The organism is Ruminococcus sp. 1001713B170207_170306_F1 (genome assembly GCF_015668065.1).
Classification (GTDB): domain Bacteria; phylum Bacillota; class Clostridia; order Lachnospirales; family Lachnospiraceae; genus Blautia_A; species Blautia_A faecis.
The window spans coordinates 114,436-138,218 of the sequence record NZ_JADPEX010000003.1 but is presented as its reverse complement, the minus strand read 5'-3'; the positions used below and the strand labels follow the sequence as shown (position 1 = coordinate 138,218).

At 44.5% G+C, this 23,783-nt stretch carries 20 protein-coding genes; 3 read left to right on the top strand and 17 right to left on the bottom strand.

The features are described 5' to 3' along the window. Positions 1-44: 44 nt before the first annotated feature. The 12 genes from I4V84_RS03765 to I4V84_RS03705 form a co-directional block, all read right to left on the bottom strand. Entirely contained in the window at positions 45-1,085 is a 1,041-nt protein-coding gene (locus I4V84_RS03765) for an alpha/beta hydrolase (protein ID WP_173718063.1), read from the bottom strand. Between the two features lie 41 nt (positions 1,086-1,126). Beyond that, positions 1,127-3,751 (bottom strand): glycoside hydrolase family 2 TIM barrel-domain containing protein, encoded by a 2,625-nt coding sequence (locus I4V84_RS03760; protein WP_243284009.1) that lies wholly within the window; start codon positions 3,749-3,751, stop codon positions 1,127-1,129. A gap of 153 nt (positions 3,752-3,904) precedes the next feature. Then, positions 3,905-5,824, bottom strand: coding sequence for an amylo-alpha-1,6-glucosidase (locus I4V84_RS03750; protein ID WP_195991273.1), 1,920 nt, complete (start codon positions 5,822-5,824; stop codon positions 3,905-3,907). 514 nt (positions 5,825-6,338) lie between these two features. Continuing rightward, positions 6,339-6,785, bottom strand: a complete 447-nt coding sequence (locus tag I4V84_RS03745) for a DUF1934 domain-containing protein (protein ID WP_195991272.1) — start codon at positions 6,783-6,785, stop codon at positions 6,339-6,341. 24 nt (positions 6,786-6,809) lie between these two features. Continuing rightward, positions 6,810-7,631 (bottom strand): glutamate racemase, encoded by an 822-nt coding sequence (gene murI, locus I4V84_RS03740; RefSeq protein WP_118577593.1) that lies wholly within the window; start codon positions 7,629-7,631, stop codon positions 6,810-6,812. 87 nt (positions 7,632-7,718) lie between these two features. Continuing rightward, the gene (locus tag I4V84_RS03735) at positions 7,719-7,946 is read right to left on the bottom strand and encodes a hypothetical protein (RefSeq protein ID WP_118577594.1); all 228 of its coding nucleotides are present in this window, start codon (positions 7,944-7,946) and stop codon (positions 7,719-7,721) included. 162 nt (positions 7,947-8,108) lie between these two features. Further along, positions 8,109-9,773 carry a GerAB/ArcD/ProY family transporter gene (locus tag I4V84_RS03730; RefSeq protein ID WP_195991271.1) on the bottom strand — a complete coding sequence of 555 codons (1,665 nt, stop codon included), beginning with the start codon at positions 9,771-9,773 and terminating at the stop codon, positions 8,109-8,111. A gap of 9 nt (positions 9,774-9,782) precedes the next feature. Further along, entirely contained in the window at positions 9,783-11,297 is a 1,515-nt protein-coding gene (locus tag I4V84_RS03725; protein WP_334286004.1) for a spore germination protein, read from the bottom strand. A 224-nt stretch (positions 11,298-11,521) separates the two neighbouring features. Continuing rightward, entirely contained in the window at positions 11,522-12,196 is a 675-nt protein-coding gene (locus I4V84_RS03720; RefSeq protein ID WP_195991270.1) for a GntR family transcriptional regulator, read from the bottom strand. A gap of 15 nt (positions 12,197-12,211) precedes the next feature. After that, positions 12,212-13,066 (bottom strand): 4-(cytidine 5'-diphospho)-2-C-methyl-D-erythritol kinase, encoded by an 855-nt coding sequence (gene ispE / locus I4V84_RS03715; RefSeq protein ID WP_195991269.1) that lies wholly within the window; start codon positions 13,064-13,066, stop codon positions 12,212-12,214. A 241-nt stretch (positions 13,067-13,307) separates the two neighbouring features. Then, the gene (locus tag I4V84_RS03710; RefSeq protein ID WP_173734781.1) at positions 13,308-14,864 is read right to left on the bottom strand and encodes an SPOCS domain-containing protein; all 1,557 of its coding nucleotides are present in this window, start codon (positions 14,862-14,864) and stop codon (positions 13,308-13,310) included. Between the two features lie 29 nt (positions 14,865-14,893). After that, positions 14,894-15,340 (bottom strand): protease complex subunit PrcB family protein, encoded by a 447-nt coding sequence (locus I4V84_RS03705; protein WP_118577599.1) that lies wholly within the window; start codon positions 15,338-15,340, stop codon positions 14,894-14,896. Between the two features lie 202 nt (positions 15,341-15,542). Between I4V84_RS03705 and I4V84_RS03700 the strand changes: the two genes are divergently transcribed. Next, positions 15,543-16,283, top strand: coding sequence for a lysophospholipid acyltransferase family protein (locus I4V84_RS03700; RefSeq protein WP_195991268.1), 741 nt, complete (start codon positions 15,543-15,545; stop codon positions 16,281-16,283). Here the strand turns inward: I4V84_RS03700 and I4V84_RS20280 are convergent. Beyond that, positions 16,229-16,411 carry a DUF6783 domain-containing protein gene (locus I4V84_RS20280; protein WP_334286009.1) on the bottom strand — a complete coding sequence of 61 codons (183 nt, stop codon included), beginning with the start codon at positions 16,409-16,411 and terminating at the stop codon, positions 16,229-16,231. The genes I4V84_RS03700 and I4V84_RS20280 overlap by 55 nt on opposite strands. On the opposite strand from I4V84_RS20280, the gene I4V84_RS20275 reads away from it, so the two are divergent. Then, positions 16,331-16,576: a DUF6783 domain-containing protein gene (locus I4V84_RS20275; protein ID WP_334286008.1), complete on the top strand. Its 246-nt coding sequence runs from the start codon at positions 16,331-16,333 to the stop codon at positions 16,574-16,576. The genes I4V84_RS20280 and I4V84_RS20275 overlap by 81 nt on opposite strands. On the opposite strand, the gene I4V84_RS03695 is transcribed toward I4V84_RS20275, so the two are convergent. Continuing rightward, positions 16,519-17,457 carry an AraC family transcriptional regulator gene (locus I4V84_RS03695; RefSeq protein WP_195991267.1) on the bottom strand — a complete coding sequence of 313 codons (939 nt, stop codon included), beginning with the start codon at positions 17,455-17,457 and terminating at the stop codon, positions 16,519-16,521. The genes I4V84_RS20275 and I4V84_RS03695 overlap by 58 nt on opposite strands. A gap of 296 nt (positions 17,458-17,753) precedes the next feature. Here I4V84_RS03695 and I4V84_RS03690 point away from each other — a divergent pair, with 296 nt between their 5' ends. Continuing rightward, the gene (locus tag I4V84_RS03690) at positions 17,754-20,186 is read left to right on the top strand and encodes a glycoside hydrolase family 3 protein (protein WP_195991266.1); all 2,433 of its coding nucleotides are present in this window, start codon (positions 17,754-17,756) and stop codon (positions 20,184-20,186) included. 131 nt (positions 20,187-20,317) lie between these two features. Here the strand turns inward: I4V84_RS03690 and I4V84_RS03685 are convergent, their stop codons facing one another. Genes I4V84_RS03685 through ilvD form a run of 3 tightly spaced genes read right to left on the bottom strand, consistent with a single transcriptional unit; the run spans position 20,318 to position 23,772 of the window. Next, the gene (locus I4V84_RS03685) at positions 20,318-20,956 is read right to left on the bottom strand and encodes a bifunctional 4-hydroxy-2-oxoglutarate aldolase/2-dehydro-3-deoxy-phosphogluconate aldolase (RefSeq protein WP_195991265.1); all 639 of its coding nucleotides are present in this window, start codon (positions 20,954-20,956) and stop codon (positions 20,318-20,320) included. Positions 20,957-20,971: 15 nt separating this feature from the next. Further along, entirely contained in the window at positions 20,972-22,024 is a 1,053-nt protein-coding gene (locus I4V84_RS03680) for a sugar kinase (protein WP_195991264.1), read from the bottom strand. Between the two features lie 2 nt (positions 22,025-22,026). Further along, positions 22,027-23,772, bottom strand: a complete 1,746-nt coding sequence (gene ilvD, locus I4V84_RS03675) for a dihydroxy-acid dehydratase (protein ID WP_195991263.1) — start codon at positions 23,770-23,772, stop codon at positions 22,027-22,029. Positions 23,773-23,783: the final 11 nt, after the last annotated feature.

Genomic DNA, 23,783 nt, shown 5'->3' with positions numbered 1-23,783 from the left:
CGATTTTCCGGTAATCACGCTCATATTAATGTATGCGACTTCCCTTATGCAAATTTCTCATCCAGATATTCTTTCAGGATTCCCAGATTTTCATCACTGTACAGCTGATCTGCCGCATGCTTATAATTATGAAAAAGCTTAAATTCCACCTTATCTGTCCCAACAATTCTTGTAAGCAGTGCATTCAGTCTCTCAGACTGCAGATACGGAACATCTAAATCCGCATCACCATGCCAGATTAATATATCCGGGCTGTTTTCCTTCGTAAGATTTTTCTCAATATAATACAATGGACTATAGTTGTTTTTCTCATCCTCAGTAAGAGCTTTTACATCCTTGCGCATCCAATAAGATTCCACATCCTCGTAGCCGGTATCTTTAATTGCCCCCTGAAGCCACAGGCTGGCCGCCCAGCGGACAATTTTTGGAATCCTCAGCTCCCTGTAATCATCTTCCATAGTTCCGAATTCCATACAGCCGTAATAGTCCAGAATCACCTGAACTTCACTGGAAACAGGATGGTTCTCATCTTCTCCGATAAATGGAACACTATTAAATTCCTCATCATTGGAAGCGCCACAGATCACTGATAAATACCCCCCAGCTGACTCTCCCCAGATTGCGAAACGCTCCGGATCGTATCCATATTTCTCTGCATTTGCACGAAGAAAACGGATCGCTGATTTCACATCTTCCACTCCTGCCGGAAAGGCTGCTTCCTGGGCAAGACGATAGTTAACGGATGCACATGCATATCCATGATCGCGGAAATAGTGGTACATCAGCTGCGCCTGACGGGACTGGCTATCATTGTATACGAAGCCGCCCCCATGTACCAATATGATCAACGGCATAGGTTCTTCACTGTCCGGCACATACAGATCCAGATAATCATTTTCGGAAGCCTCAGAATATGGCAGCTTCTCATAAGCTTTTCCACCATTCCATTTGGAAGAATCATCCAATTTCACTGATGGAGAGTACACATTATGAAAAACTACACGAACTGCTTCATGATTGTAACCGAGAATGCCAGCTACAACAGCGAAACAGATTCCACCTATAATAAAAACTTTTTTCTTCATTTTTTCAACCTCTTTTCCGCCTTAAATCATAGCCGGTCACTTCATTCACATGGAATTTCCACCACATAAAACCGTTCTTCATCTGCCACGGTAACCTTCACCGGTCCGTTTCCATCTGCCTGTACAACCGCCATCGCCTCACCATAATAAGTCGCCACAGTATGGTCAGTGTAATTCCCTTTTACATAAGGAGCCGGACTTCCAAGCCCCTTCAGAACCCCATTTTCTACTGTTACTTTTATATTATGTTTCTCCATTGGTTTCCAGATTCCCTTGTTATCTGTGTATTGCAGTTGAATAAATGCAAGGCCCTCCGGCTTCACGGTTTTCTCCTCTGGACGCACCTGAAGAACCGTTTCTTTTCCTGCTGTACACAATGAATAACGGTTGATTTCTCTTCCATTTTCATCGTAAGAAACCGCCGTTATCTCCCCATTCTGATAAGTAGTATTAAAATTTGCACGGCATTTTTTCACTTTCTTTTTACCAACACTTTTGCCATTGATAAACAGCTCAACCTGTGCAGCCCTTGCATAAACTTCTACCTTCGCCGTTTCTCCGTTACAGCCATCCCATGCCCAGCTTTCCAGAGCTTTTGTCAGCTGCCAGCCAGTAAGACGAAGCTTTTCTTTCTGATAAACAGGATCAACTGCAATAAACGGACCTGTCTCTCTTTCAAAAGCGACTCTGGTATATGCAGCCTCTGCACGCGGCTTTCCGTTCAGGTCAATTCGACCGTTTCCGCCTGTCATTCTCGTGGCGGGATCTTCAAATTTATAGTCAGAATACTCTGCTGCACCATCCCCGACTTCTCCGATATAATCCCATCCTGCCCACACAAAATCACCGATAATTCTTTTATTTTTTTTGGCAATTTCCCAAAAACCATACGCATCCTTACAGAAGGTTTCACTTCCCAGAATCAGACGGTTCGGGTACTTTTTCAGGTCATGTTTGTAGCGGAAAATACCGTAATTATAACCTGCGATATCCATGTTTGCGTAGGCATCCTTCGTCCTTAAATCGCATGGATAAAGGGTGGCACCACACTTCATAAAGTAGTCTCCAACCAGACAGGCAAGAGTATTATAGAACTCGCTTCCTACTGGCTTTTTCTTCTTTTCCGGCTTGGTGCTGCCTAATCCTTTTTTTCCATTTTCTGTGGCTTTATTTACTGTCTTTTCACCACTTTTAACTACTTTTTTCTCATTCTTTCCAGCTGCCTGAGCGGCATTTTTCTCTGCATTTCCAGCGCTCTTTTCTGCCTTGTCATCGCTGTAAACGCCAAGTCCTATGGAGCTTAAGAAATTGAAGAAAATGTTGATTCCGCAGGTAACAGGACGGGTGGAGTCCAGACTGTGAAGATAGTTTGTCATATCGCCGGTGAGGGCAATTCCCTTCTCCTGGGCGGTCTCTGCAACCTCATTTCCTGTGGAGTACATGATCACACTTGGATGATTATAATCCTTGTCAACCATGTCTTTTAAGTCCTGTTTCCACCAATCAGCAAGCTGTCCGGCATAATCATATTTAGTCTTATGAATGTACCACACATCTACATATTCATCCATCATCAGCATTCCCACACGGTCACAGGCATCCAGAAGTGCCTTAGAGCAAGGATAATGTGCAGAGCGGACTGCATTGTATCCATTTTCTTTGAGAATACGCATTTTACGTTCTTCTGCTTCCGGATACGTACATGCACCAAGCACGCCATTATCGTGATGAAAGCATGCACCGCGAAGAATCACACGCTCTCCGTTAATGGTCATTCCTACCTGCGGATTCCAGATCAATTCACGGATTCCGAAAGTTTCAGTTACTTCGTCTTCACCGAAAATTGCTTTACAGATATAGAGATTCGGGTGCTCTGTATCCCAGAGCTTTGCGTTTGGAACATCCAGCTGGAAGATGGCCTGGTATGCTGCTTCCTGATTATTTTTTTCCGCTTCCACCTGCGCCAATTCACTCTTCTGACCATTTTTTCCAGTCTGTACTGATTCATTTGGCTGCATGTTTTTATTATCTGATGATATTATTTTGTCATTGTTTACATTTCCTATTTTTGTACTTTCACCAATTACTCTAAGTACTTTAGAGCCCTCAAACTCAATCTTCAGGGAAACCTCTCCCGGCAAAGAAGTTTTCACAACAACCTCAATTCTCGCCGGATCATAGCTTAAAGTACGAATTTTCACACCGTTTACCGGAATATGTTTCTCTTCCCCAACATACAGATAAGCCGGACGGTAAATACCGGTTCCTGAATACCAGCGGCTGTTTGGCTGGTCAGCATTGCGCGCAATGACTTTGATCTCATTCTCTTTTCCACACTGGAAAAAGCCCTCTGTATCCACATAAAAATTGGTATAACCATAAGGACGGTAAGCCGCCTTTTTCCCATTTATGTAAACTTCACCATTGTGGTAAATCCCCTCAAATTCAATGAGGACTTTCTTATCTTTATACTCCTCTGGCACAAAGAAATTCTTGGTATATTCGTAATCCCCACCAATATACCATCCAATATTTCCCTCGCCGGTACTCTCCTGAGTACGCGGCTCACTCAGCATTGCATCATGTGGCAAAGTCACCGGATAAGCAGCCTCATCCCGGGTAAGACACCTGCATATCCAATCCTTGTTAAAATCAATTTTCTGCATACAGTAAACTGCTCCTTTCTGAAATCTCTGTCCTTAAACCAACTACCTTTTCGGCATTCTTGTTCTGTTGACAGTTTACTGCTTTTTCCTATCTCTGTGGAAGAATTAGCGTGAACAGTCCTTTTTTTTACGCTAATAACAGCCCACAGAACTTTATAAATCAAGTCTGTGAGCTGTCTTCTCTACCTTCAGCTCGTTCCCATCCCACACAATATGTACCTGTCCCTCAGCAACAGGCAATGTACAATCAAAGCTGTCGAAAAACTCAGTATGCGGTTCTACCACAAATTCTTTTCCGCCGACTCCAGTAAATTTCAGCCCCATGAAATACTTCGCCAGGAAATAGATCGGGCTTGCAGCCCAGGCATGGCAGAGACTTTTTCCAAAGCGGTCGCCGTACATATCGTACTGAGTTTCTACTGGTGCCTCCGGGTCAAACTCTTCCCAGAAGGTAACTGCACCGCGGTCCAGCATACCGCCCCAGTAATTGCGAATCTTATTTAGTACAAATTCCAGATTTCCGGTCTGGCAGAGCATATCCAGTTCAAAGAAGTTGAAATATGGAGTTGTAATTGCCGGAATTGCATTATTCTTAATTACATTTGCCAGAATTTTCTCCTGCTCTTCTTGTGTTGCAATGTGAAAAAGAATTGCAAAAATATTGGCATGACGGGTCACATTTCTCTTACCGGATTCAAAGGAATTAATAAATGCGCCTTTCTCCTGATCCCAGTAGAATTTACGGATCTGCCCGATCAGTTTCTCATATTTCTCCATGTATTCCGGCTTTTCTTCTCCAAGAGCTGCACTCACTTTCGCCATGGTCTGCCAGCATGCTGCGAACAGCATCTGCTCTGCACAAAGGGCACCAGTCTTATCCATGTCAGCCCAGTCAATGTAGATCCAGTCATTTTCACGACCTACAAGAAATCCGTTTTCATCCAGCTGACCCTCACAGAACTCCATAAGGGAGCACATTTTCGGATAAACCTGGCGGACAAATTCCAGGTCACCATATGCCTCATAATGATAAAGCACGCCCAGGATCCAGAACAGGGAATAATCCATGATGGTATTGATATGTCTTGTCATAGGATCATTTCCACGTAGTGCTAAAAGAGTTCTCTGGTCAATATCAGGATCTGCCAGCAGATACTGATTTACAAAAAAGCTCTGGTAGGCGTCTCCAGACCAGATCCATTTGTCACGTTTCACCCCATCCAGGAAAAAGATACCGCTGCAAAGACGGAAGGTATGCTCTGCCACCTCCCAGATCTTATTCAGTTTCTTGTCACTGCATTTAAAAGAAGCGCGTTTCGGGAAATCCACATACTGGTAGAAGGCTGTGATTTCTACATCTTCAGCTTTGCAGTTCGGAATAAATGCAAAACGTACTGCACAGCAAGGACATCTGTTTGTTACAGGATCCGGCTGCCAACTATAATAGCAATGCTCAAGGTCAAGAGCTTCGTCCATGGACTCACCGCAAAAAACTTCCACCTCAGAACTATTTTGACGTTTATCCTTTACATAAACCGCCGCCGTCAGTTCCGTCTCAAACTCTGCCAGCACGCCACCGTTTATCTCACTGATTTTTACAGGCTTGCACTCTTTTTCTGTATATTCCCACACAGTAGGATTCTGTCCCGGCTTGGTAAAATACTTACACACTCCAACCGGCACTAATGGCTGGGAATAATCCTCCGCCTGCCATGTTTTATCAGAATAGATCACCTCACCCTGCACATAAGCGCAAGGAAATGCCTCCACGCAGCCTGCATGAATAGAGATCCGCACCTTTCCAGGTGCTACTGTAATCTTCTTTCCAAATGGATATTTCTTCTCCCTATTTTCCCAGGTTACAAGCACATGACCAATCGCATTGGAAAATACAGTAAAGCTGGTCTCCTGCTCCAATTCATAAGTCCGGCGGAAAGCCACACGGTTGCGGAAGCCCTCACTCTTCCAGAATGCCGGCCATCCAAAGCCTCGCTCCACACGGCTGAAATTCTGTTTCATTGCATGATATAATTCAAAATCTCCCGGATACCAGATCCAAAATGTATGTTCCATTTCTGTTTTCCTCCCGTAAATTATTGCTGTTCACAATCTTTGAACAATAACCAATTCTCATTTCTTGTAAATCTACTCATAATTTAACTATAGTATAAAATGAATTTCTCCAGGAGTCCACAACATCCCACGTTTAAAAAGCTACAGATTACGCTTTCGTATCTGGTTACGGCTGGTGAATTAAACAAAGAAGGCGCAGCTTAAAAACAAACTTTTAAGTCGCACCTCTTTTGTTTACATCATTACATAAAAAATGAAAACCATATATTGCCAGAAACATGGGATTACCATAACCAGCGTCATCGATGGAACCCTTTTCAAATTCATGAATGCCGTGCATGTCAGCGCCAGTGACCACTGGTTTCATCTGAAAATATTGATTCCAATACCAGATTCGTCCACTGCTACCGATTCAAATAACAATAAAAAAAACAGCAGGAGTTCATTCTAACAAACGAACGCCTGCTGTCTTCTTGTTAAAATTAATTTCTGTAATGCTTCTACCCAACAGTTCCTACAACACAAACCCAATTGTATTCTTCCCCTGCGCCTGAATATCCAGACAGCAATCTGCCACATGCTCCTGATTCAGGTCTAGAGAATAATTCACTTTCATGGCAATTTGCCCGTCACTTTCTTCCAATTCCAGATTCGTCGCTGAAATTCCCATTTCAAGAGTTCCGAATGGGGTGGTATAAAATGCCATATTACGCTTTCCCTGCTCGAAAACCATATGTGTATTTACCTGTCCTTTTTTTCGGACTTCCATTCCCCTGGAGGATATCTTGATATAATTTACAGTAGGATCTCCCTGCTCATCCAGCATTTCTTCATAGCGAAGATAATGACTACCGTTGCGGAAATAATACTCTCCCGGAACCACAATCTCGATTGGCTCATCACCTTCTGGTGTGTCCATCATATGTAAACCTTTTACGTGAATTAAAACTTCTTTTTCCATTGTTTTTCCATTTCTTTCTCTTTTTCAATATTTCTCAATATCAATCTTCTGCGTTTTCTCCACATCAAATGGCAGAATCGAATTGGCAAAGCCCTTGAATTTCTCTGCCAGATCGCTCACATAGAAACGATATGGGAAATCAGACTGTCCCTGTCCGGTGCTCTGCATATCCTGCTCTTTCAGAAGTCTGCCAAGCTCCAGTGCCGTCTCGTACGCCGGGTTCACCAAAGTAACCCCCTCTCCCATGATCTGTCCGATGGTAGAACGGAGCAGTGGATAATGGGTACAGCCAAGGATCAGTGTATCAATATCTTTTTCCTGTAGTTCCCTCAGATATCTGCTTGCAACTTCCACTGTCACCGGATCATGAGTCCAGCCTTCCTCTACCAACGGTACAAATAAGGGACATGGCTTTCCAATCACTGTAATCTCCGGATCGATCTTTTTCAGAACCTCCGCGTGGATTCCACTTCCAACAGTACCTTCTGTACCGATGATTCCCACCCGTTTATTTCTGGTAACCTGCGCAGCTACCTTGGCACCGGCTTCAATCACTCCAAGAATGGGAATGTCAAATTCTTCCTGAACTGCCTCCAGGGCAAACGCACTGGCTGTATTACAGGCCACCACAATCGCCTTCACCTTCTGCTCTTTCAGGAAACGGATTATCTGACGGGAATATCCTATAATAGTCTCTCTGGATTTGCTGCCATATGGAACTCTGGCAGTATCGCCGAAATACACGATTTTCTCTGCTGGAAGATTCCGCATGATCTCCCTTGCCACAGTAAGTCCGCCAATACCGGAATCAAACACACCAACAGGCGCATCTCTGTCTATTTTCATTTATCTATCTCCAAATTCATAGTCAAGCGATATTTGCAATCTGTATTTCATTTTAACACCAAAGGAGCGGCGGTGCAAGTGCTTGTACTACATCAAAGCGTTAAGTGTATCCACAATCCAGAAATGAAATCTTGGCTCTGCTTTCTGACCGTTCTCCGTCCTCGGTGCTTCCATAAAACAGAACTGGGGATAAATAGTTCCCCACCATGCAAGAAGGTTGGAAGTTTTATTAAAATTTTCACTGCATGGGCAAAGTAATACAGCTGTCAGAAGTGCTGCCGCTATATGATATTTGTTTTTTCTCAGACAAAGCATAAAAGTACCTCCCATATTTTTCTTAACAAAAGTATTCCCTGTCCCAGCCTGGAATAATCACATTCATACCCACTAGTTGCTTATTGCTTTTCATAGCCGCTCTGGAGCCTGTTTGAAAAATCATTCCCGCAATCTGCACGCCCTGGTACTTACCTGATTCGGCTAAAATTTCACTTCCAGTTCCTTTCCATAAATTTTCAGTTCTGGCAATTCAGACAAAGCACCACGTTCATAAAACTCATGATAAACCTCACGAAGCGTTACTGCCTGTCCCGGGCTTCCATTTGGATTATTTTCCAGCAGCCCAAGAAGATACTCTCCCAGAGAAACGTCCTGAGGGCTTACCCAGGCTACTGCTTCAGATGCCGCAGCACAGCGAAACACATAAACATTTTCACCTATAGTCGGCTCCTGCTTCAGATACTCGAGAACCTGCTCCCAACGCCCTCCATCCAACAGACTCTCTCCAAGAACCAGAATTTCCAGATGTCCCATATCCAGATATTTTTCCTGTGTCCGGCTGTATATATTTTCAATCTCACGGAAAGTTTCTCCCTGAATCGACGGAGCAGCATTCCCCTGGTCTTCCCCGTCTTTTTCCTGTCCTGTAGATTTTGGAAGATCCGGAATTCCGTAAGTCAGCAGATATTTCCCCTCTGTAATATCGGCTCCAAGTGCAAGCGGATACATGCGTTTCTCCGGTTCCACACCACCACAGCCGGCTAACAGAAACAATGCACTGACACACGCTACGGCAAGCTTCTTTTTCCACTTCTTTTTGCCTGTCATAAAAAAAATAATCTGAAGCACCAGCATTCCGGGCACAAAAATATATTTCAAATATAATGGAAAACTATTCCGGATTCCCCATCTTTCAATATCCCACACAGCTCCGGCAAAAACCAGAGTGGATATCCACAGCTTTCCAGTTCCCATATCTGCTTTTTCCACAATTAAATGACCATAATGCAGAAAACTTCCAATAGAAAATAAAAGGCTGTATAAAAGAAATCCCATCCAGAGGACATCAAATCTTGCCAATACATTCCCTGGAAGCTCCGCACCTGACAGAAGCGGCAAAATCGGGCAGCTTTCATATTTCAGGCGCCCCCATCCAAATACGGAAGGAAGCAGCAATTCCGTCAGAATAAGCAACATTCCCAAGGTAAAAACGGCAAAACTTACAGTTTTCCCTGTATCTTTACTGTTTCCTACACTGTCCAATGCAAAGGGAAGCAGCCCCAATCCGGAAAATGCACATATCACATCATATCCACTTTCCATAATTTTTCTTCCTGAGAAAGAGGAATTCCATACCATTTCCTGAAAATACTCCCATTTTCCCTGTCCCACAGCCAGGACTAACATAAGCATAACCGCTGCAAGTACCACGCCTCCTGACACTTCTCCCATTCTGCCTCGTCTCTGAATCCCCTTTTGCGTGCCCATACTGCAAACCAGCAATGTGATCAGACATAGCCATTTTTTTCCTATACCTGTTCCCAGACTAACTGCAACAATTTCTCCCAGAAGGTTCAAAAGAAATGCGGCTCCAAAAATACAGTATATAAGAAAAAACAACGCTGTCAGCCGTCCCCACACCACACCGGCTGTTTTGCAGGGCCTGGCAAAAGCATAACGAAGACGGATGAGGAAAATCACATAAAACAGCACAGCTGCAAGGGCTGCTGCAGTCCCTGCCAGCCCACCAAGCCCCAGAGTTTTTCTGTTTTCGAAAAGGCATAATATTAATGGTGCAATAAACGCAATCACAATCTGCCTGTAGAGCTGCCGCTGGGAGATTCGATTATTTTCTGCAAATTTCATTTACTTCGGTTACCTTTCCTTCCTGTTCTTATTGCGGATTTTTTGCAGTCTCACTCGCTCATTTTTTCTGGCATATGGAGGGCGCCTCCATCTCTTTTTAAATGGCACTCTCACAATTTTGCTTCCAGTCCCATTATCCGTACTTTGTTTGACAAAGGGCGACAGGTATGGAACTCCAAAGCTGAGAAGTCCTGCCAGATGTGATACTGTCAGATATACTCCTGTCACAATTCCAAAAATCCCCAGATATCCTCCCAAAAACAAAAAGAAATATTTAAGCATCCGAAATGCCGAGGCAAATTCTTCATTAGGGATTGCAAGAGAACCAAGTGCCGTGATCGCCACAACCATGACCACGATCGGGCTTACAAGATTCGCTTCCACCGCAGCGGATCCCACGATCAGTCCTCCCACAATTCCCATAGCATTCCCCAGTGCTCCCGGAATCCGTACGCCAGCCTCCCGAATCAGCTCAAAAGATAATTCCAGCAAAACAAGCTCCGCAATGCTGGAAAATGGTACACCTTCTCTTGCCTGGGCAAAGGACAGCAGCATGTTCGTGGGAAGAATCTGCGTATGAAACCGGATCACCGCAAGATAAAGCCCCGGCAGCAACGTAGCTGCTGCCATTGCCACATAGCGCAGTATTCGAAGAAACGATGCCATTTCAAATCGGTTATACCAGTCCTCACTACTTTCCATAAAACTGTGAAAAACACCTGGTAAAATAAGCGCTGACGGAGAATTATCACAGAGAAGCACTGCTTTTCCATTTAAAATTTCCTGCGCCGCCCGATCCGGTCTTTCCGTAGTCTGATACTGTGGAAATGGGGAAAACCAGGAATCCTCCGTCAGCTGTTCCAGCATTCCGCTGTCCAGAATTCCATCAATTCGAAACTCTCCAAGCCGCTCTTTCACCTGCTCCAGAAATTCCTCCTGCACCAGATCTTTCATGTACACCATCTGTACCAGTGTATGTGATCTCTCCCCAATATAAAATTCCACTACCTTTAATCTGGTATCCCGTAGCCGCTTCCGGATCAGTGCCGAATTTATTTTCACAGAATCAGAGAAGCCTTCCCTGGAACCTCTCAGAACCTTCTCCATCTCCACTTCTGTTACGCCCATGCTTGGATAACCGGCACTGGAAATTTTCATGGCCTGGTCAAATCCGTCCATAAAGAAAACCGCATTTCCGGCAAGCAGCCCTGCGAACACCTGCTCCATGTCAGTCAGCTTCTTTACATCCGCAATTCCCAGACTGTTATACTCCACAAATTCCTGCATCTCCCCAGGCGAAATCTCCCAGAAATGCCCCACCATTTTTCCAATGGCAGAGTCTTCCAGCATCATATTGGAAGTCGCTACCTCAATATAGACCATCAGACAGTCAACCTTCCGCTCATCCCCCAGCCGCATCTTCCGGATCTGAATATCTCCACAATCTGTCAGACGTTCTCTTATATACCGTTCATTTTCTCGAATATCCTTTGAAATCATAACAATATTATCATTTTTATCCAACACTGCTCCTCTTTTCCATTTTCAGGCAACAAAAGAAAATCCTGCCCGGTAGGGCTTTTTGTGTAATAGGGAATTCCAATGAAATTTCCTATTACACAAAAAAAGACACTGGTTATCTCTCCCAGTATCTCCCATAAAAACAATTATATTCATTTTCTCTCAACTTCCCAAAAAGAGGAACGCGGGCAGGATGTGCCCGCTCCGCTCCCAGAAAACCACTCAGTTTACTCTTCTGCCCGAATCGCCTGAATAATTCCCATCCGCTGATTTTCCAGATGTTCAAAAGACAGCTCCTGTGCCGCTTTCACGTCCCGTTCCTTAATCGCCCTGGTAATTTTCTCATGCTCTTTCACCAGACGGTTTCTGGACTCATCCTCTTTCAAATATTCTACACGATATCTGTAGATCTGCTCGCGAAGATTATTCAGAACCTGCATCAGTCTTTTATTATCAGCAGCTTCATAAATTACCTCATGGAAATTCACATCCGCCTCAGCCATCTTTACCAGGTCGCCTTCCGCCGTACTGGTCTGGAAAACCTCAGCCGCCCGCTCCAGCTTCCGGATATCCGCATCTGTCATATTAGCACAGGCCTTCTCAATGGCCATATTTTCCAGAGTGATCCTGACCTCCAGAACGTCATTCAGATCCTTCTCTGTAATATTGGCAACCTGGGCTCCACGTCTCGGGATCATCACAACCAGCCCTTCCAGTTCCAGCTTACGCATGGCCTCCCGGATAGGAGTTCTGCTCACCCCAAGCTTCTCCGCAAGGGCAATCTCCATAAGTCTTTCGCCCGGCTTCAGTTCTCCCTTCAGGATTGCCTGACGCAATGTGTTAAAAACGACCTCCCTAAGTGGAAGATACTCATCCATATGCACTGTAAAATCACTTGTCATTTGTATTTTCCTCCGCTAAAAAACATCTGTGGCAAAAACAGTCTTCGCAAGTCTGCTCTCCCTGAGAACAGCTGCTGCCCGATCCATTTTCTCCTTATCATCAAAAATGCCAAATACAGTAGGACCACTTCCGCTCATCATGGCCTTACGTGCTCCGTTGCTCTCCATCAGATCTTTGATTTCCTGGATCACAGGATATTTGCTGATAATTCCCGGTTCAAATACATTTCCCATTCTGGAAATCATTCCATCAAGATCACCATTTCTGACAGCTGTCACCATACCATCGATATCCGGATGAACCACAGCAGGATCGTCCAGTTTCAGGTTCTCATAAGCAGTCTTGGTTGAAACATTTACTCCTGGTTTTCCCACCAGAACATAGCAGTGAGGTACTCTGGGAAGTCTGGTCAGCTTCTCCCCGATTCCCTCTGCAAGAGCAGTTCCGCGCATCACACAATAAGGAACATCAGCTCCAACCTGCACAGCACGCTTCATCAGCTCTTCCTCAGAAAGTCCCAGTCCAAACAGGCGGTTCACTCCAACAAAAGCAGCTGCCGCATCAGAGCTTCCACCAGCCATGCCGGCTGCTACCGGGATAAACTTCTCCAGATTCATGGTAAGCCCCTCTTTTATATCAAACTCATCCATTAACATTTTCGCCGCTTTATATACAAGATTCCGCTCGTCAGTAGGAACGTAAGGAATGTTCGTGGTAAGGACAATTCCCGGCTCCTTTTTTTTCTCAATTTCAAGCACGTCATACATCTGTATGGTCTGCATGATCATACGGACTTCGTGATATCCGTCATCACGTTTTCCAACCACGTCAAGTCCCAGATTTATCTTTGCAAGTGCACGTAAACGCATAATTTCCTCCGCTTGTAGCTGCCGCTCACATAAAACCTCTGGCAGGCTCTAAGAGCAGCAGTTTCTTTGTACTTTGTATACAATTTTATCAATGTTTTTATTGTAAAATATTTTTGTATTTTTTTCAATACATTTATGCGAGGAAATTTCTCATTCTCTATATATCGTTACTGTCCACAACGTGACCAGAGCATGTTTGAAAAGGTTTTCTCCAAATATATGCAGTAAACAGAAAGCAACCTTACCCTTCCACCTTCTTCACCAACAGCAACGGCATTCCAGGCACAACTCTGTCCTCTTCCAGTTCATTCAGCTCACAGATTTCCTCCACTGTAGTATAAAATCTTTTCGCAATATCCCACATAGAATCCCCATTTTTCACCACATACACCGTGATTCCCGGCATTGCCTGGATTTTCTCCATATCAAGGGGACGCTCCTCCACTTTGCTTATGATCATCCGGTTTTCACACTGAAGCACCAGCACATTGAGACTGATCACAGCCTTCACCTCAATCTCATTGCTGTCGATCATAGACGTTGACAGCTGTTCCAGATCTGCCTGCAAAAAAAAGATACTGTCCTCGTTGATCCCGTTTGCCTCAATTATATGGGAAAAAGGGATCATTCCATCAACAGAATAGAATGGCATTTCATCATTTCCTGTAATATACAGAATTTTCATAAATACAATTCCATCAGCCTGGATTCCATTTTCTACAATTTTCGTTTTCTCAACCTTTACACGTCCCTGGCTGTGACAGATCTGCAGGATTTTCCCCTGGCTTTCCTTCAGTTCAATACGGTCAGATACGCGGCATTTGGAGTCATTCCGTACCAGGAGGCTTTCCAGACACATCTCTTTTCCCTGAGGAATGCATTCTTTCAAAGGCGAGTACACATCCAGAATCAGGTCATGCTCTTCTTCGCGGTAAAGCTTCATGTCCAGTTCCAGCACCGTGTCTACACTCATTACCCGTTCTTCCCCATCGGAATCCGGTTTTACTTCAATGCTCTGATGCATAACGGAAAAGCCAATATTTGGAATCATCTCTCCCATACAACCAGTACACTCCACTTCCGTATTAAACGGAAGCACATACTCTGCCCACTGAAGCGGATTTTCCTCATCTTCTCCCGAATACAGGACAAAAACTGACAGCTCCCCTCTTGCCTTCACCACATTATCCTCTGGACGCAGATCCATTCCACGGACATCGATGGTATACCACAAAAGCTGTTCAATGTTCGGTTTATTGGACACTAAAGTCACTTCATCCTTAATCCGCATAGTGTCCTTTTTATGTACCATAAGACTCATTAAACGGACTTTCTTCCTTTTTACTGAAATTCCCTCCTCACTGATTTCCACCGGAAGCTGAATCCCTGCCATTTCATCTACCACTGCATAAAAGGTGACAATTGCTTTTATGTTTAGTTTTCGGGAATGAATCATGTGCACGCTGAGATCCTCAATCTCCCACTTCAGGCACATTTTATCCCCACTTGCAATCCCTTCCAGGTTCAAAGTCTCATCAAAAGGCAGTTTTGCCCCCAGACTGCTCACCTTCTGGTTTTCTTCCCCCACATAGAGAATATCCACGTTCAGGTTTCCGCTGATAAATGCCTTTCCTTCGCTAAGACGCACTTCATCCATGGAAACGTCACCCTTGTTCTGGATCAGTCGGCCCACATCCGGCTTTGCATCTGGTACATTATAATCTGTATCAAACGTTACCTGGCTGGCTGCACGGCTTTTTATCTGAAGCATCTGCACACTTTCTTTTCTTAATTCCACGATTTTCCACTCCTTTTTTCACCAGACTGCTATATTGCATCATTTTCGCTTTTTTCAGTAAAGCGTTCAAAAATCACAGGTTCTTTTCGGTATTCCGTCTTCACCACGATGTAAGGATAGGAAGGCGGACTGATCGTTATTTTCTCGTCTGATGGCCCCAGCAGCATTGTCCGGAAAAAAACAGCCTGGGAAGTCCACCCCAGTTCTTCCACGGAAATACTGTAACCTCCGCTCATTTGCTCCCCGTATCCTTTTACAAGAAACAGGTCTTTTTCACATTGATAGGTCAGCTGAAATTCATTCTTCTTTTTCTCCTGTATCAGGGCAGCCAGTTCTGCCGGTATCTCTTCATTTTTTACAATGGAATACTCCAGAGGCTTCCGCGGCTCTTCCTCAATGCGGATAAAATTGCATCCACTGATCAAAAGCAGTGACCACAAAATTACTCCCAGAAGAACTGCTTTTGTTTTTTTCATTCTGCCACCTCAGATGTCTCGTTGCTGTTCATCTGATGCTCAGCCTTTAAACACAGCAAACAGCAATCTCCATTTATTTTATTGTATGAGGAATAAAAAAGATTTATTGCAAGAATTTTTCAAATTACATATAATAGACATAAACAATATGCCAAAACATGCTTCCTACGCATGAGGCACAGATCAAAGAAAGGAAAATCATATGATTCGTTTTATTTTATGCGTGATCGTAGTGGTTGGATTCCTGATTTTATCCATTCCCATTCTCTTTGTAGAATGGATCATCGGCAAATTCAATCCTATGGCAAAGGAAATCAGCTCTCTTCGGATCGTTCAGGCAGTATTTCGTTTTATCCTGTGGATATCCGGTGTGAAGCTGACTGTTATCGGAGAGGAAAATGTACCAACTGATGTGCCGGTTCTTTATATCGGAAATCACAGAAGCTTTTTTGATGTACCGATCACTTATCCACGCTGCCCCATCCGTACCGGCTATATCGCAAAAAAAGAGATGGAAAAGGTTCCTCTGCTTTCTACCTGGATGAAACGTCTTCACTGCCTGTTTCTTGACCGTAATGACCTGAAGCAGGGACTGAAAACCATTCTCACTGCTATTGAGAAAGTGAAATCCGGCATTTCCATCTGCATTTTCCCAGAGGGTACACGAAACAAAAATGAAGATGAACTGGACATGCTTCCATTCCATGAGGGCAGCTTCAAAATTGCCGCAAAGACAAACTGTCCGATCATCCCGATGGCGATCAGCGGCTCCGCTGATATCTGGGAAAACCATTTTCCAAGAGTTAAGAAAACCCACGTTATCCTGGAATATGGCAAACCAATCTACATAGACCAGCTGGAAAAAGAGGACAAAAAACATCTGGGTGCTTATACCCAGAATGTTATCCATGAAATGCTGGTAAAAAATAAAGCGCAGTTATAATGCGTCAGCTTCCAACTAGAGCGTGTTTGAAAAAGGCTTTCTGCAAGATGTGCGTCACAATTTGTGGGAGATTTTGTCCGGATGAGGGCGTCGTAGCGGGCTACGACAACCGAATCCGGGCAAAATATACCGCAAAGTGGGGCGTGCAGATTGCAGGAATGCTTTTTCAAACACGCTCTAGCAGGACAGACCTTCAGGCTGTCCTGCTTGTTATTTTCAGAGGCCTCTGGAAAAATCATTCCTGCTTTTTTCCCAGCTGTTTTCTCCGGACTTCCTTCGGCGATTCCCCATAAGCTTCCTTAAATTTTCGCAAAAAACCTTTGTAATTGGTAATCCCGTTTTTATCCAGAAGAAATGTTATATTTTTATCTGTCTCCAGAAGATCTGTGTGGAAATGCTCCATGCGGATCTGATTTACATAAGTCAGGAAGGTCTGTCCTGTATATTTGCGAAAAAGGCGACAGAAATGCTCTGGTGTAATGGCCAAAAGCCCTGCAGCATCGGCAAGGGAAATTCTTTCCCCATAATGTTCCCGGACAAATTCCATGCATAACTTCATCCGCTCCAAGTCTCGCAGAGTGCCGTGAGCGTTTTCTGTATCTTCCTCACTCCTGATTCCTTCTGTATAAAGAAAATAAAGTAAACGGTAAACAGCAGAAAGCACCAGAAGATGATAGCCTTCTTTTTTTTCTTCATAAAAGCCTGCAATTTTCCGAAATACGTCTCTCAACTGATCATACAGATCATCAGCCCGATTTGTAGACTTTCGATTCTCCCTCATCTCCACAAGTCCCTTTCCCTGCACATTCTCCAGTTGTTCTCCCTGAACACATGCGTCAGCTGATTTCGACCTTATAAGCTCCTGAAATTTCAGTCCCTTCCACTTTGCAGAAATTCTTTCCAGATGAACCGGCGGGATCTGTAAAAGATAATACCTGGCATCCTCATGCGTGTAGGTATAATGGATATCATTGGAATTTACCAGAAAAATATCCCCTTTTTCCAACTCATAACTCACATCATTAATAGATGCTGTAATCTCGCCGCCAAGCACATAAATAATTTCCAAATGCTCATGCCAGTGCGCCGGTAACAATTCATCCCAGGTATTTACATATGTAAAATGAATTTTCCCCAAATGATCATCCAGCACGTTTTCATATTCTGCTCTCATAGTATGCCTCACCTTCTTTTTTCACTCAAATTTACCGACTTCCATAATACGCAACACTTATGCTGCAGGTTTAAAATCAAAATACAACATTTATGCTACAGGTTCAAAATCAAAATATACCATTTATTCTTTATGATAATATATAATATTTCATCTATAATATCAAGAAAAACCTATAAAAGAAGCAATAAACCATCTAGTACACCACCGCTTTTTCCAGTACAATAGCAATATCAAGGCAACTACACGAAAAAAACTTTCTAATTATAAATTTATCTACAGGAGGACATCCCACAATGAACAAATGGACCAGAGTTAAATTCCAGCCAAACCTTCCCCTTAAGGAAAGCGGCCGTGTTACCGCAAGCAAAGAACATATCCTTCTTTCCAAAGAAGCCGCCAAGGAAGGTATGGTTCTTTTAAAAAATGAGAAAAATCTGCTTCCTCTTGTTGAGGGCACACGCATCGCCCTTTTCGGCAAGGGCAGCTTCGACTATGTAAAAGGCGGCGGCGGAAGCGGTGATGTTATGGTTTCTTATGTACACAACCTTTACGACGGGCTGAAAATGCAGGAAGGCGCCGTTCAGATCTATGAGCCATTATCCGCATTTTACCGCACCGATATCCAGCACCAGTATGAAAAGGGTGCCGCACCAGGAATGACGGTAGAGCCAGAGCTTTCCCCAGAACTTGCTGACGGCGCAAAAGCATTTGCTGACGGCGCAAAAGCATTTGCTGACGTTGCTGTTGTTGTGATCAGCCGTTTCTCCGGCGAAGGCTGGGACCGTTCCAGTATTGAATGCAACAACGAATTTAATCCATGGGATACGGAAACCACCATGCCGAAAATTTCCGGCGAAATTTTCCCGGATGGCGACTTCTATCTCACTGCCCGTGAGAAAGAAATGCTTTCCATGGTAAAAGAACGCTTCGATGATATCGTGGTAGTTCTCAACATCGGCGGAATCATGGATCTTTCCTGGGTAAAAAATGACGACCGGATTTCCTCCGCTCTTCTTGGATGGCAAGGAGGCATGGAAGGCGGACTTGCCATGGCGGAGCTTCTCACCGGCAAAGGAAATCCTTCCGGTAAGCTGGCTGACACTTTTGCCGCAGACGTAAATGATTATCCATCCACTGCCAACTTCCATGAGTCTTTTGATTATGTAAACTATACGGAAGATATTTATGTAGGCTACCGCTATTTTGAAACTCTTCCAGGGGCACAAAAAAAAGTAATCTATCCATTTGGATATGGACTTTCCTACACCACCTTTGGCCTGGACACCATCGCTATGTGGGAAACAGAGGATCAGATTTTCGCTGAGGTTCAGGTAACCAACACCGGTAACCTGGCTGGAAAAGAAGTTGTCCAGATTTATTTCGAAGCTCCACAGGGACTTCTGAAGAAACCAGCCCGCCAGCTTGCCGCTTTTGCAAAAACCCGTCTTCTTCAGCCAGGCGAGACACAGCAGATCCGCCTTTCCTTTGCAAAGGCTGACATGGCTTCCTACGATGACCTTGGAAAAATCAAGAAATCCGCATATATTCTGGAAAAAGGTACTTATAAGTTCTATATTGGAACTTCTGTGCGCGACACCAAGGAGAGCATCCTGACAATGGAACTGGCTGAAAATGTAATCACAAAGCAGCTGACAGCTCATCTTGTTCCAACCAGCCTGAAAGAGCGTATGCTCTCTGACGGCAGTTTTGAGGAGCTTCCACAGTCTGCATGCAATGACATGAACGAATGCGTATTTGAGAAAATGGAGCCGGGCACTGAGGAAGGTATTACCCCTGCAGTCCGCTGCTGTGCACGTGGCACACTTTTCGACAACTTTGGCAGAAAGCAGTTTATTGATGTAGCAGAAGGCAGGCTTTCCCTGGATGATTTTATGGCACAGTTAAGCGATGACGATCTGATTCATCTTCTTGGAGGACAGCCAAACGTAGGTGTTTCCAATACCTTCGGTTTTGGAAATCTTCCGGATTACGGCGTTCCATCCATTATGACAGCAGACGGTCCAGCCGGACTTCGTATCAGCGGGGAATGCAGCATGAACACAACAGCATGGCCTTGCGCGACACTTCTTGCATGCACCTGGAACCCGGCTCTTGTTCAGCAGGTTGGACAGGCTGGTGCCGAAGAAGTGAAGGAGAACAATCTTGCTGTATGGCTTACCCCAGCAGTAAATATCCACAGAAATCCTCTTTGCGGAAGAAACTTCGAGTACTATTCCGAGGATCCGCTGATTGCCGGAAAGATGGGCGCAGCTATGGTAAAAGGTATCCAGTCCCAGCACATTGCAGCTTCTGTGAAGCATTTCGCAGCAAATAACAAAGAGACCAACAGAAAGCACAGCGATTCCCGTGTTTCCGAGCGTGCACTTCGTGAGATCTATCTGAAAGGTTTCGAGATCATTGTAAAAGAGGCACAGCCATGGACCATCATGTCCTCCTACAATGCAATCAATGGTCACCGCGCTTCTGAGAATCGCGAGCTTCTGGAAGATGTTCTCCGCGGCGAGTGGGGCTTCAAGGGCATGGTTACAACTGACTGGTGGACAAGAGCTGAACATTATAAAGAAATCAAGGCCGGAAATGACGTAAAAATGGGAACCGGTTTCCCCGAGCGTGTGAAAAAGGCCATGGAAATGGGACAGCTTGGCCGCCCGGAATTAGAGCACTGTGCAAGACGGGTGCTGGAGCTGATTCTGAAGATTGACTGATATAAGATGATACCAGTGTCAAAAGACCTTTTGATACTCATTTCATAAGATTACACATATTCACAAAACAGGACCCTGCTTTCATGCAGGATCCTGTTTTTTGTGAATATGAATATGTGTAATACCTCCGATTATTTTCGGATGGAATCAACCAGTTTTCGTGCTTCTGCTGTCAGGTCTCTGATCTTGTCAAATTCTCCGTTTTTTACAAGCTCTCCTTTTACCATCCAGCTTCCGCCGCAGCATATAATTTTGTCGAAAGAAAGATAATCTTCCAGATTTTTTGCATTGATACCGCCAGTGGGCATAAACTTAATTCCCACATAAGGTGCGGCCATAGCCTTGATCATGGCAACTCCGCCTGCCGGTTCTGCAGGGAAAAATTTTACAACCTTAAGGCCTCTTTTTACTGCCTGTGCGACCTCAGACGGTGTGATGCAGCCTGGAAAAACAGGAATTTCTTTTTCCAGACAGTAGTCTACGATCTCTGGATCAAATCCAGGGCTTACAATGAACTTCGCACCGGCTGCAACAGCTGTGTCTACCTGCTCTCTGGTAAGAACGGTTCCTGCTCCTACAAGCATCTCCGGAAACTGTTCTGTCATCAGACGGATAGATTCTTCTGCTGCCTCTGTACGGAAAGTTACCTCTGCACATGGAAGTCCACCTTCAACAAGTGCCTTTGCAAGGGGTACTGCATCTTTTGTATCTTCCAGCACAACTACCGGAACAACACCAAGCTTCTGAAACTTTTCTGCTATATCCATCATTTGAATTTCCTTTCGTTATCTTTTTATATCAAAATTCATTTCCATCACATGTCTGATCAAGGAAGCATCATCTGTAATATTTCCGTCACCATGAATGGTATGCTTCACCGCACTGGCTGCAACACCAAAGTTCACAATATCCTCCGGTGTATATTCATTCATCAGTGCATAAATAATACCGCTTACAAATGCATCTCCACCTCCAACACGGTCAAGAATATGGAAGGTAAGCCGTTTGCTTTCATAAATCTTTCCGTTTAACCAGAGATAAGCCATAAGGCTGTTCTCACTGCAGCTGTGTGCAAAACGCACATGTCTTGCAATGCATTTGATATTCGGATATCTCTCTGCAAAGGCCCTGAAGACTTTTTCCTGCTGTTCACGGTCCGGCTGGAAGGGAACACCATCCTTTACATCACCTGCTGTATGATCTTCTTCATTTTTCCAGATATGGTAAGGCTCAATTCCAAAGAGAACATCTACGTATGGAAGGCAGAGGGTACAGAAATCTCTTGCTTCCTCCCAGTTCCACAATGTACTTCTGAAATTTCCGTCAAAGCTGACGGTCATGCCATTCTCCTTTGCTGTTTTCAGGCAGGTCAGGATCAGTTCACTGCAGCTTTTTCCAAGTGCCGGAGTGATTCCGCTCAGATGAAGCCAGGTGTATCCTTCCAGAAGTTTCTTCACATCTGTTTTGCTGAAATCATACTCTGAAAAAGCACTGTGTTTTCTGTCATAAACGACTTTACTCGGGCGGATTCCGTAACCCGTCTCCAGATAATAGGTTCCAAGCCGATGTGTCGGTGTCTCTTCTTCTGTTGAATAAACTACGCTGTCGCAATTTACGTCATTGCTTCGCAGCATACGTACAGCACTTTTTCCAAGACTGTTTCCCGGAACTACTGTAAAGAATGAGGCATCTACTCCAAGATTTGCAAGGGAGAGGGCCACATTGGCCTCACTTCCCCCATATCTTGCCTCAAAAGATGTTGCTGTTCTGATTTTTTCATAATCCGGCGGAGTCAGGCGAAGCATGATCTCGCCAATGGTAATAAATTTATGCTTCATAATCAATACTCCAGATAAGCTCCCTTCATTGGACTTGCAGCATGCTGGCTGAAAAGTCTCAGGACACCTTTTTTGTATTTCATTTCACGTGGTTTCCAGTTTTTACGTCTTTCTGCAAGAATCTGGTCAATTTCCTCCATAGACTTACGTTCTCCTGCAATTCCGATGATGTTTAGTTTTCTTTCCATAACATCGATTTCGATAAGATCGCCTTCTTCCACAAGTGCGATCGGGCCGCCATCAACAGCCTCCGGGCTGCAGTGTCCGATAACCGGACCGGTAGATGCACCGGAGAAACGTCCGTCTGTGATCAGGGCAATGCTCTTTCCAAGTTCCTTATCACTGCTGATTGCCTCAGAAGTATAGAACATTTCCGGCATTCCGCTTCCCTTTGGTCCCTCGTAACGGATGAAGACTGCATCACCCTTCTGAACCTTATGTTTCAGAACTGCATCCAGACATTCTTCTTCGCTGTCAAATGGTCTTGCGCGGAGAACAGATTTAAACATTTCCTTCGGGCATGCAGTGTGTTTGATCACGGCACCTTCCGGAGCAAGGTTTCCACGAAGGACTGCAATGCTTCCATCTGTTCCGATTGCTTTGTCATATGGACGGATGATGTCTTCCTTCGTAACATTTACATTGTAACGTTTGTTAAACTCCTGAAGCCATTTATCACATTTTTCATAGAATCCGTTGTTCTTCAGTTCTTCCAGGTTTTCTCCTAATGTCTTTCCTGTAACAGTCATGACATCCAGGTGAAGATGCTCTTTGATCTCTTCCATGATTGCCGGTACACCACCTGCATAATAGAAGCACTCTGCAGGCCAGCGACCTGCCGGACGTACATCCAGAAGATATCTTGCATTTCTGTGCAGCTTGTCAAATGTATCACCAGTGATCTCAATGCCAAATTCATGAGCGATTGCCGGAATATGAAGCAGGCAGTTGGTGCTTCCTGAAATTGCAGCATGGACAAGGATTGCATTCTCAAAGCTGCTCATAGTTACAATGTCAGAAGGACGCATGTTTTCCATCTGAGCAATTCTCACTGCCTGTCTTCCTGCCTCTCTTGCAAAGTCAAGAAGGTCAGGGCTGGTTGCAGGCATCAGGGCTGTGCCTGGAAGTGCAAGTCCTAGTGCCTCTGCCATGATCTGCATGGTAGATGCAGTTCCGATAAAGGAACATGCGCCACAGCTTGGGCACGCATTGCATTTTGCCCAGTCAAGCTTCTCTTCATCAATTTCGCCACGCTCGAATTTTGCGCTGTACATTCCAAGCTGCTCCAGGGTCAGCATTTCCGGTCCGGCATTCATGGTTCCACCTGGAACAAATACGGAAGGAATGTTTACTCTGGCAAGTCCCATCAGATTTCCCGGAACACCTTTGTCACAGCTTGAAAGGTATACACCTGCGTCAAAAGGAGTAGCATTTGCATGGATCTCGATCATATTGGCGATCATCTCACGGCTGGCCAGACTGTAATTGATTCCATCTGTTCCCTGGCTTTCACCGTCGCAGATATCGGTACAGTTATAACGTGCTCCGAAACCGCCTTCTTCTGCGATTCCTTTGCGGACTTCTTCTACAAGGATATTCAAATGTCCGCTTCCCGGATGGCTGTCACCATAGGTGCTTTCAACCATAACCTGGACTTTTCCAAGATCTTCTTTTGTCCAGCCTGTTCCAATGCGCAGCGGATCAAGCTCCGGTGCAAGTTTTCTCATTTCCTGACTTTTTAACTGCATGATTTTTTCCT

Bases quoted from the DNA above. Each gene is read 5' to 3' on its own strand.
- I4V84_RS03745 (WP_195991272.1), bottom strand. From the start codon at position 6,785: ATGGAAAAAGAAGTTTTAATTCACGTAAAAGGTTTACATATGATGGAC.
- I4V84_RS03730 (WP_195991271.1), bottom strand. From the start codon at position 9,773: ATGAAATTTGCAGAAAATAATCGAATCTCCCAGCGGCAGCTCTACAGG.
- I4V84_RS20275 (WP_334286008.1), top strand. From the start codon at position 16,331: ATGTGCGTCACAATTTGTGGGAGATTTTGTCCGGATGAGGGCGTCGTA.
- I4V84_RS03690 (WP_195991266.1), top strand. From the start codon at position 17,754: ATGAACAAATGGACCAGAGTTAAATTCCAGCCAAACCTTCCCCTTAAG.
- I4V84_RS03750 (WP_195991273.1), bottom strand. From the start codon at position 5,824: ATGGAACATACATTTTGGATCTGGTATCCGGGAGATTTTGAATTATAT.
- I4V84_RS03700 (WP_195991268.1), top strand. From the start codon at position 15,543: ATGATTCGTTTTATTTTATGCGTGATCGTAGTGGTTGGATTCCTGATT.
- I4V84_RS03735 (WP_118577594.1), bottom strand. From the start codon at position 7,946: ATGCTTTGTCTGAGAAAAAACAAATATCATATAGCGGCAGCACTTCTG.
- ispE (WP_195991269.1), bottom strand. From the start codon at position 13,066: ATGCGTTTACGTGCACTTGCAAAGATAAATCTGGGACTTGACGTGGTT.
- I4V84_RS03760 (WP_243284009.1), bottom strand. From the start codon at position 3,751: ATGCAGAAAATTGATTTTAACAAGGATTGGATATGCAGGTGTCTTACC.
- I4V84_RS03685 (WP_195991265.1), bottom strand. From the start codon at position 20,956: ATGATGGATATAGCAGAAAAGTTTCAGAAGCTTGGTGTTGTTCCGGTA.
- murI (WP_118577593.1), bottom strand. From the start codon at position 7,631: ATGAAAATAGACAGAGATGCGCCTGTTGGTGTGTTTGATTCCGGTATT.
- I4V84_RS03680 (WP_195991264.1), bottom strand. From the start codon at position 22,024: ATGAAGCATAAATTTATTACCATTGGCGAGATCATGCTTCGCCTGACT.
- I4V84_RS03720 (WP_195991270.1), bottom strand. From the start codon at position 12,196: ATGACAAGTGATTTTACAGTGCATATGGATGAGTATCTTCCACTTAGG.
- I4V84_RS03695 (WP_195991267.1), bottom strand. From the start codon at position 17,457: ATGAGAGCAGAATATGAAAACGTGCTGGATGATCATTTGGGGAAAATT.
- I4V84_RS03705 (WP_118577599.1), bottom strand. From the start codon at position 15,340: ATGAAAAAAACAAAAGCAGTTCTTCTGGGAGTAATTTTGTGGTCACTG.
- I4V84_RS03765 (WP_173718063.1), bottom strand. From the start codon at position 1,085: ATGAAGAAAAAAGTTTTTATTATAGGTGGAATCTGTTTCGCTGTTGTA.
- ilvD (WP_195991263.1), bottom strand. From the start codon at position 23,772: ATGCAGTTAAAAAGTCAGGAAATGAGAAAACTTGCACCGGAGCTTGAT.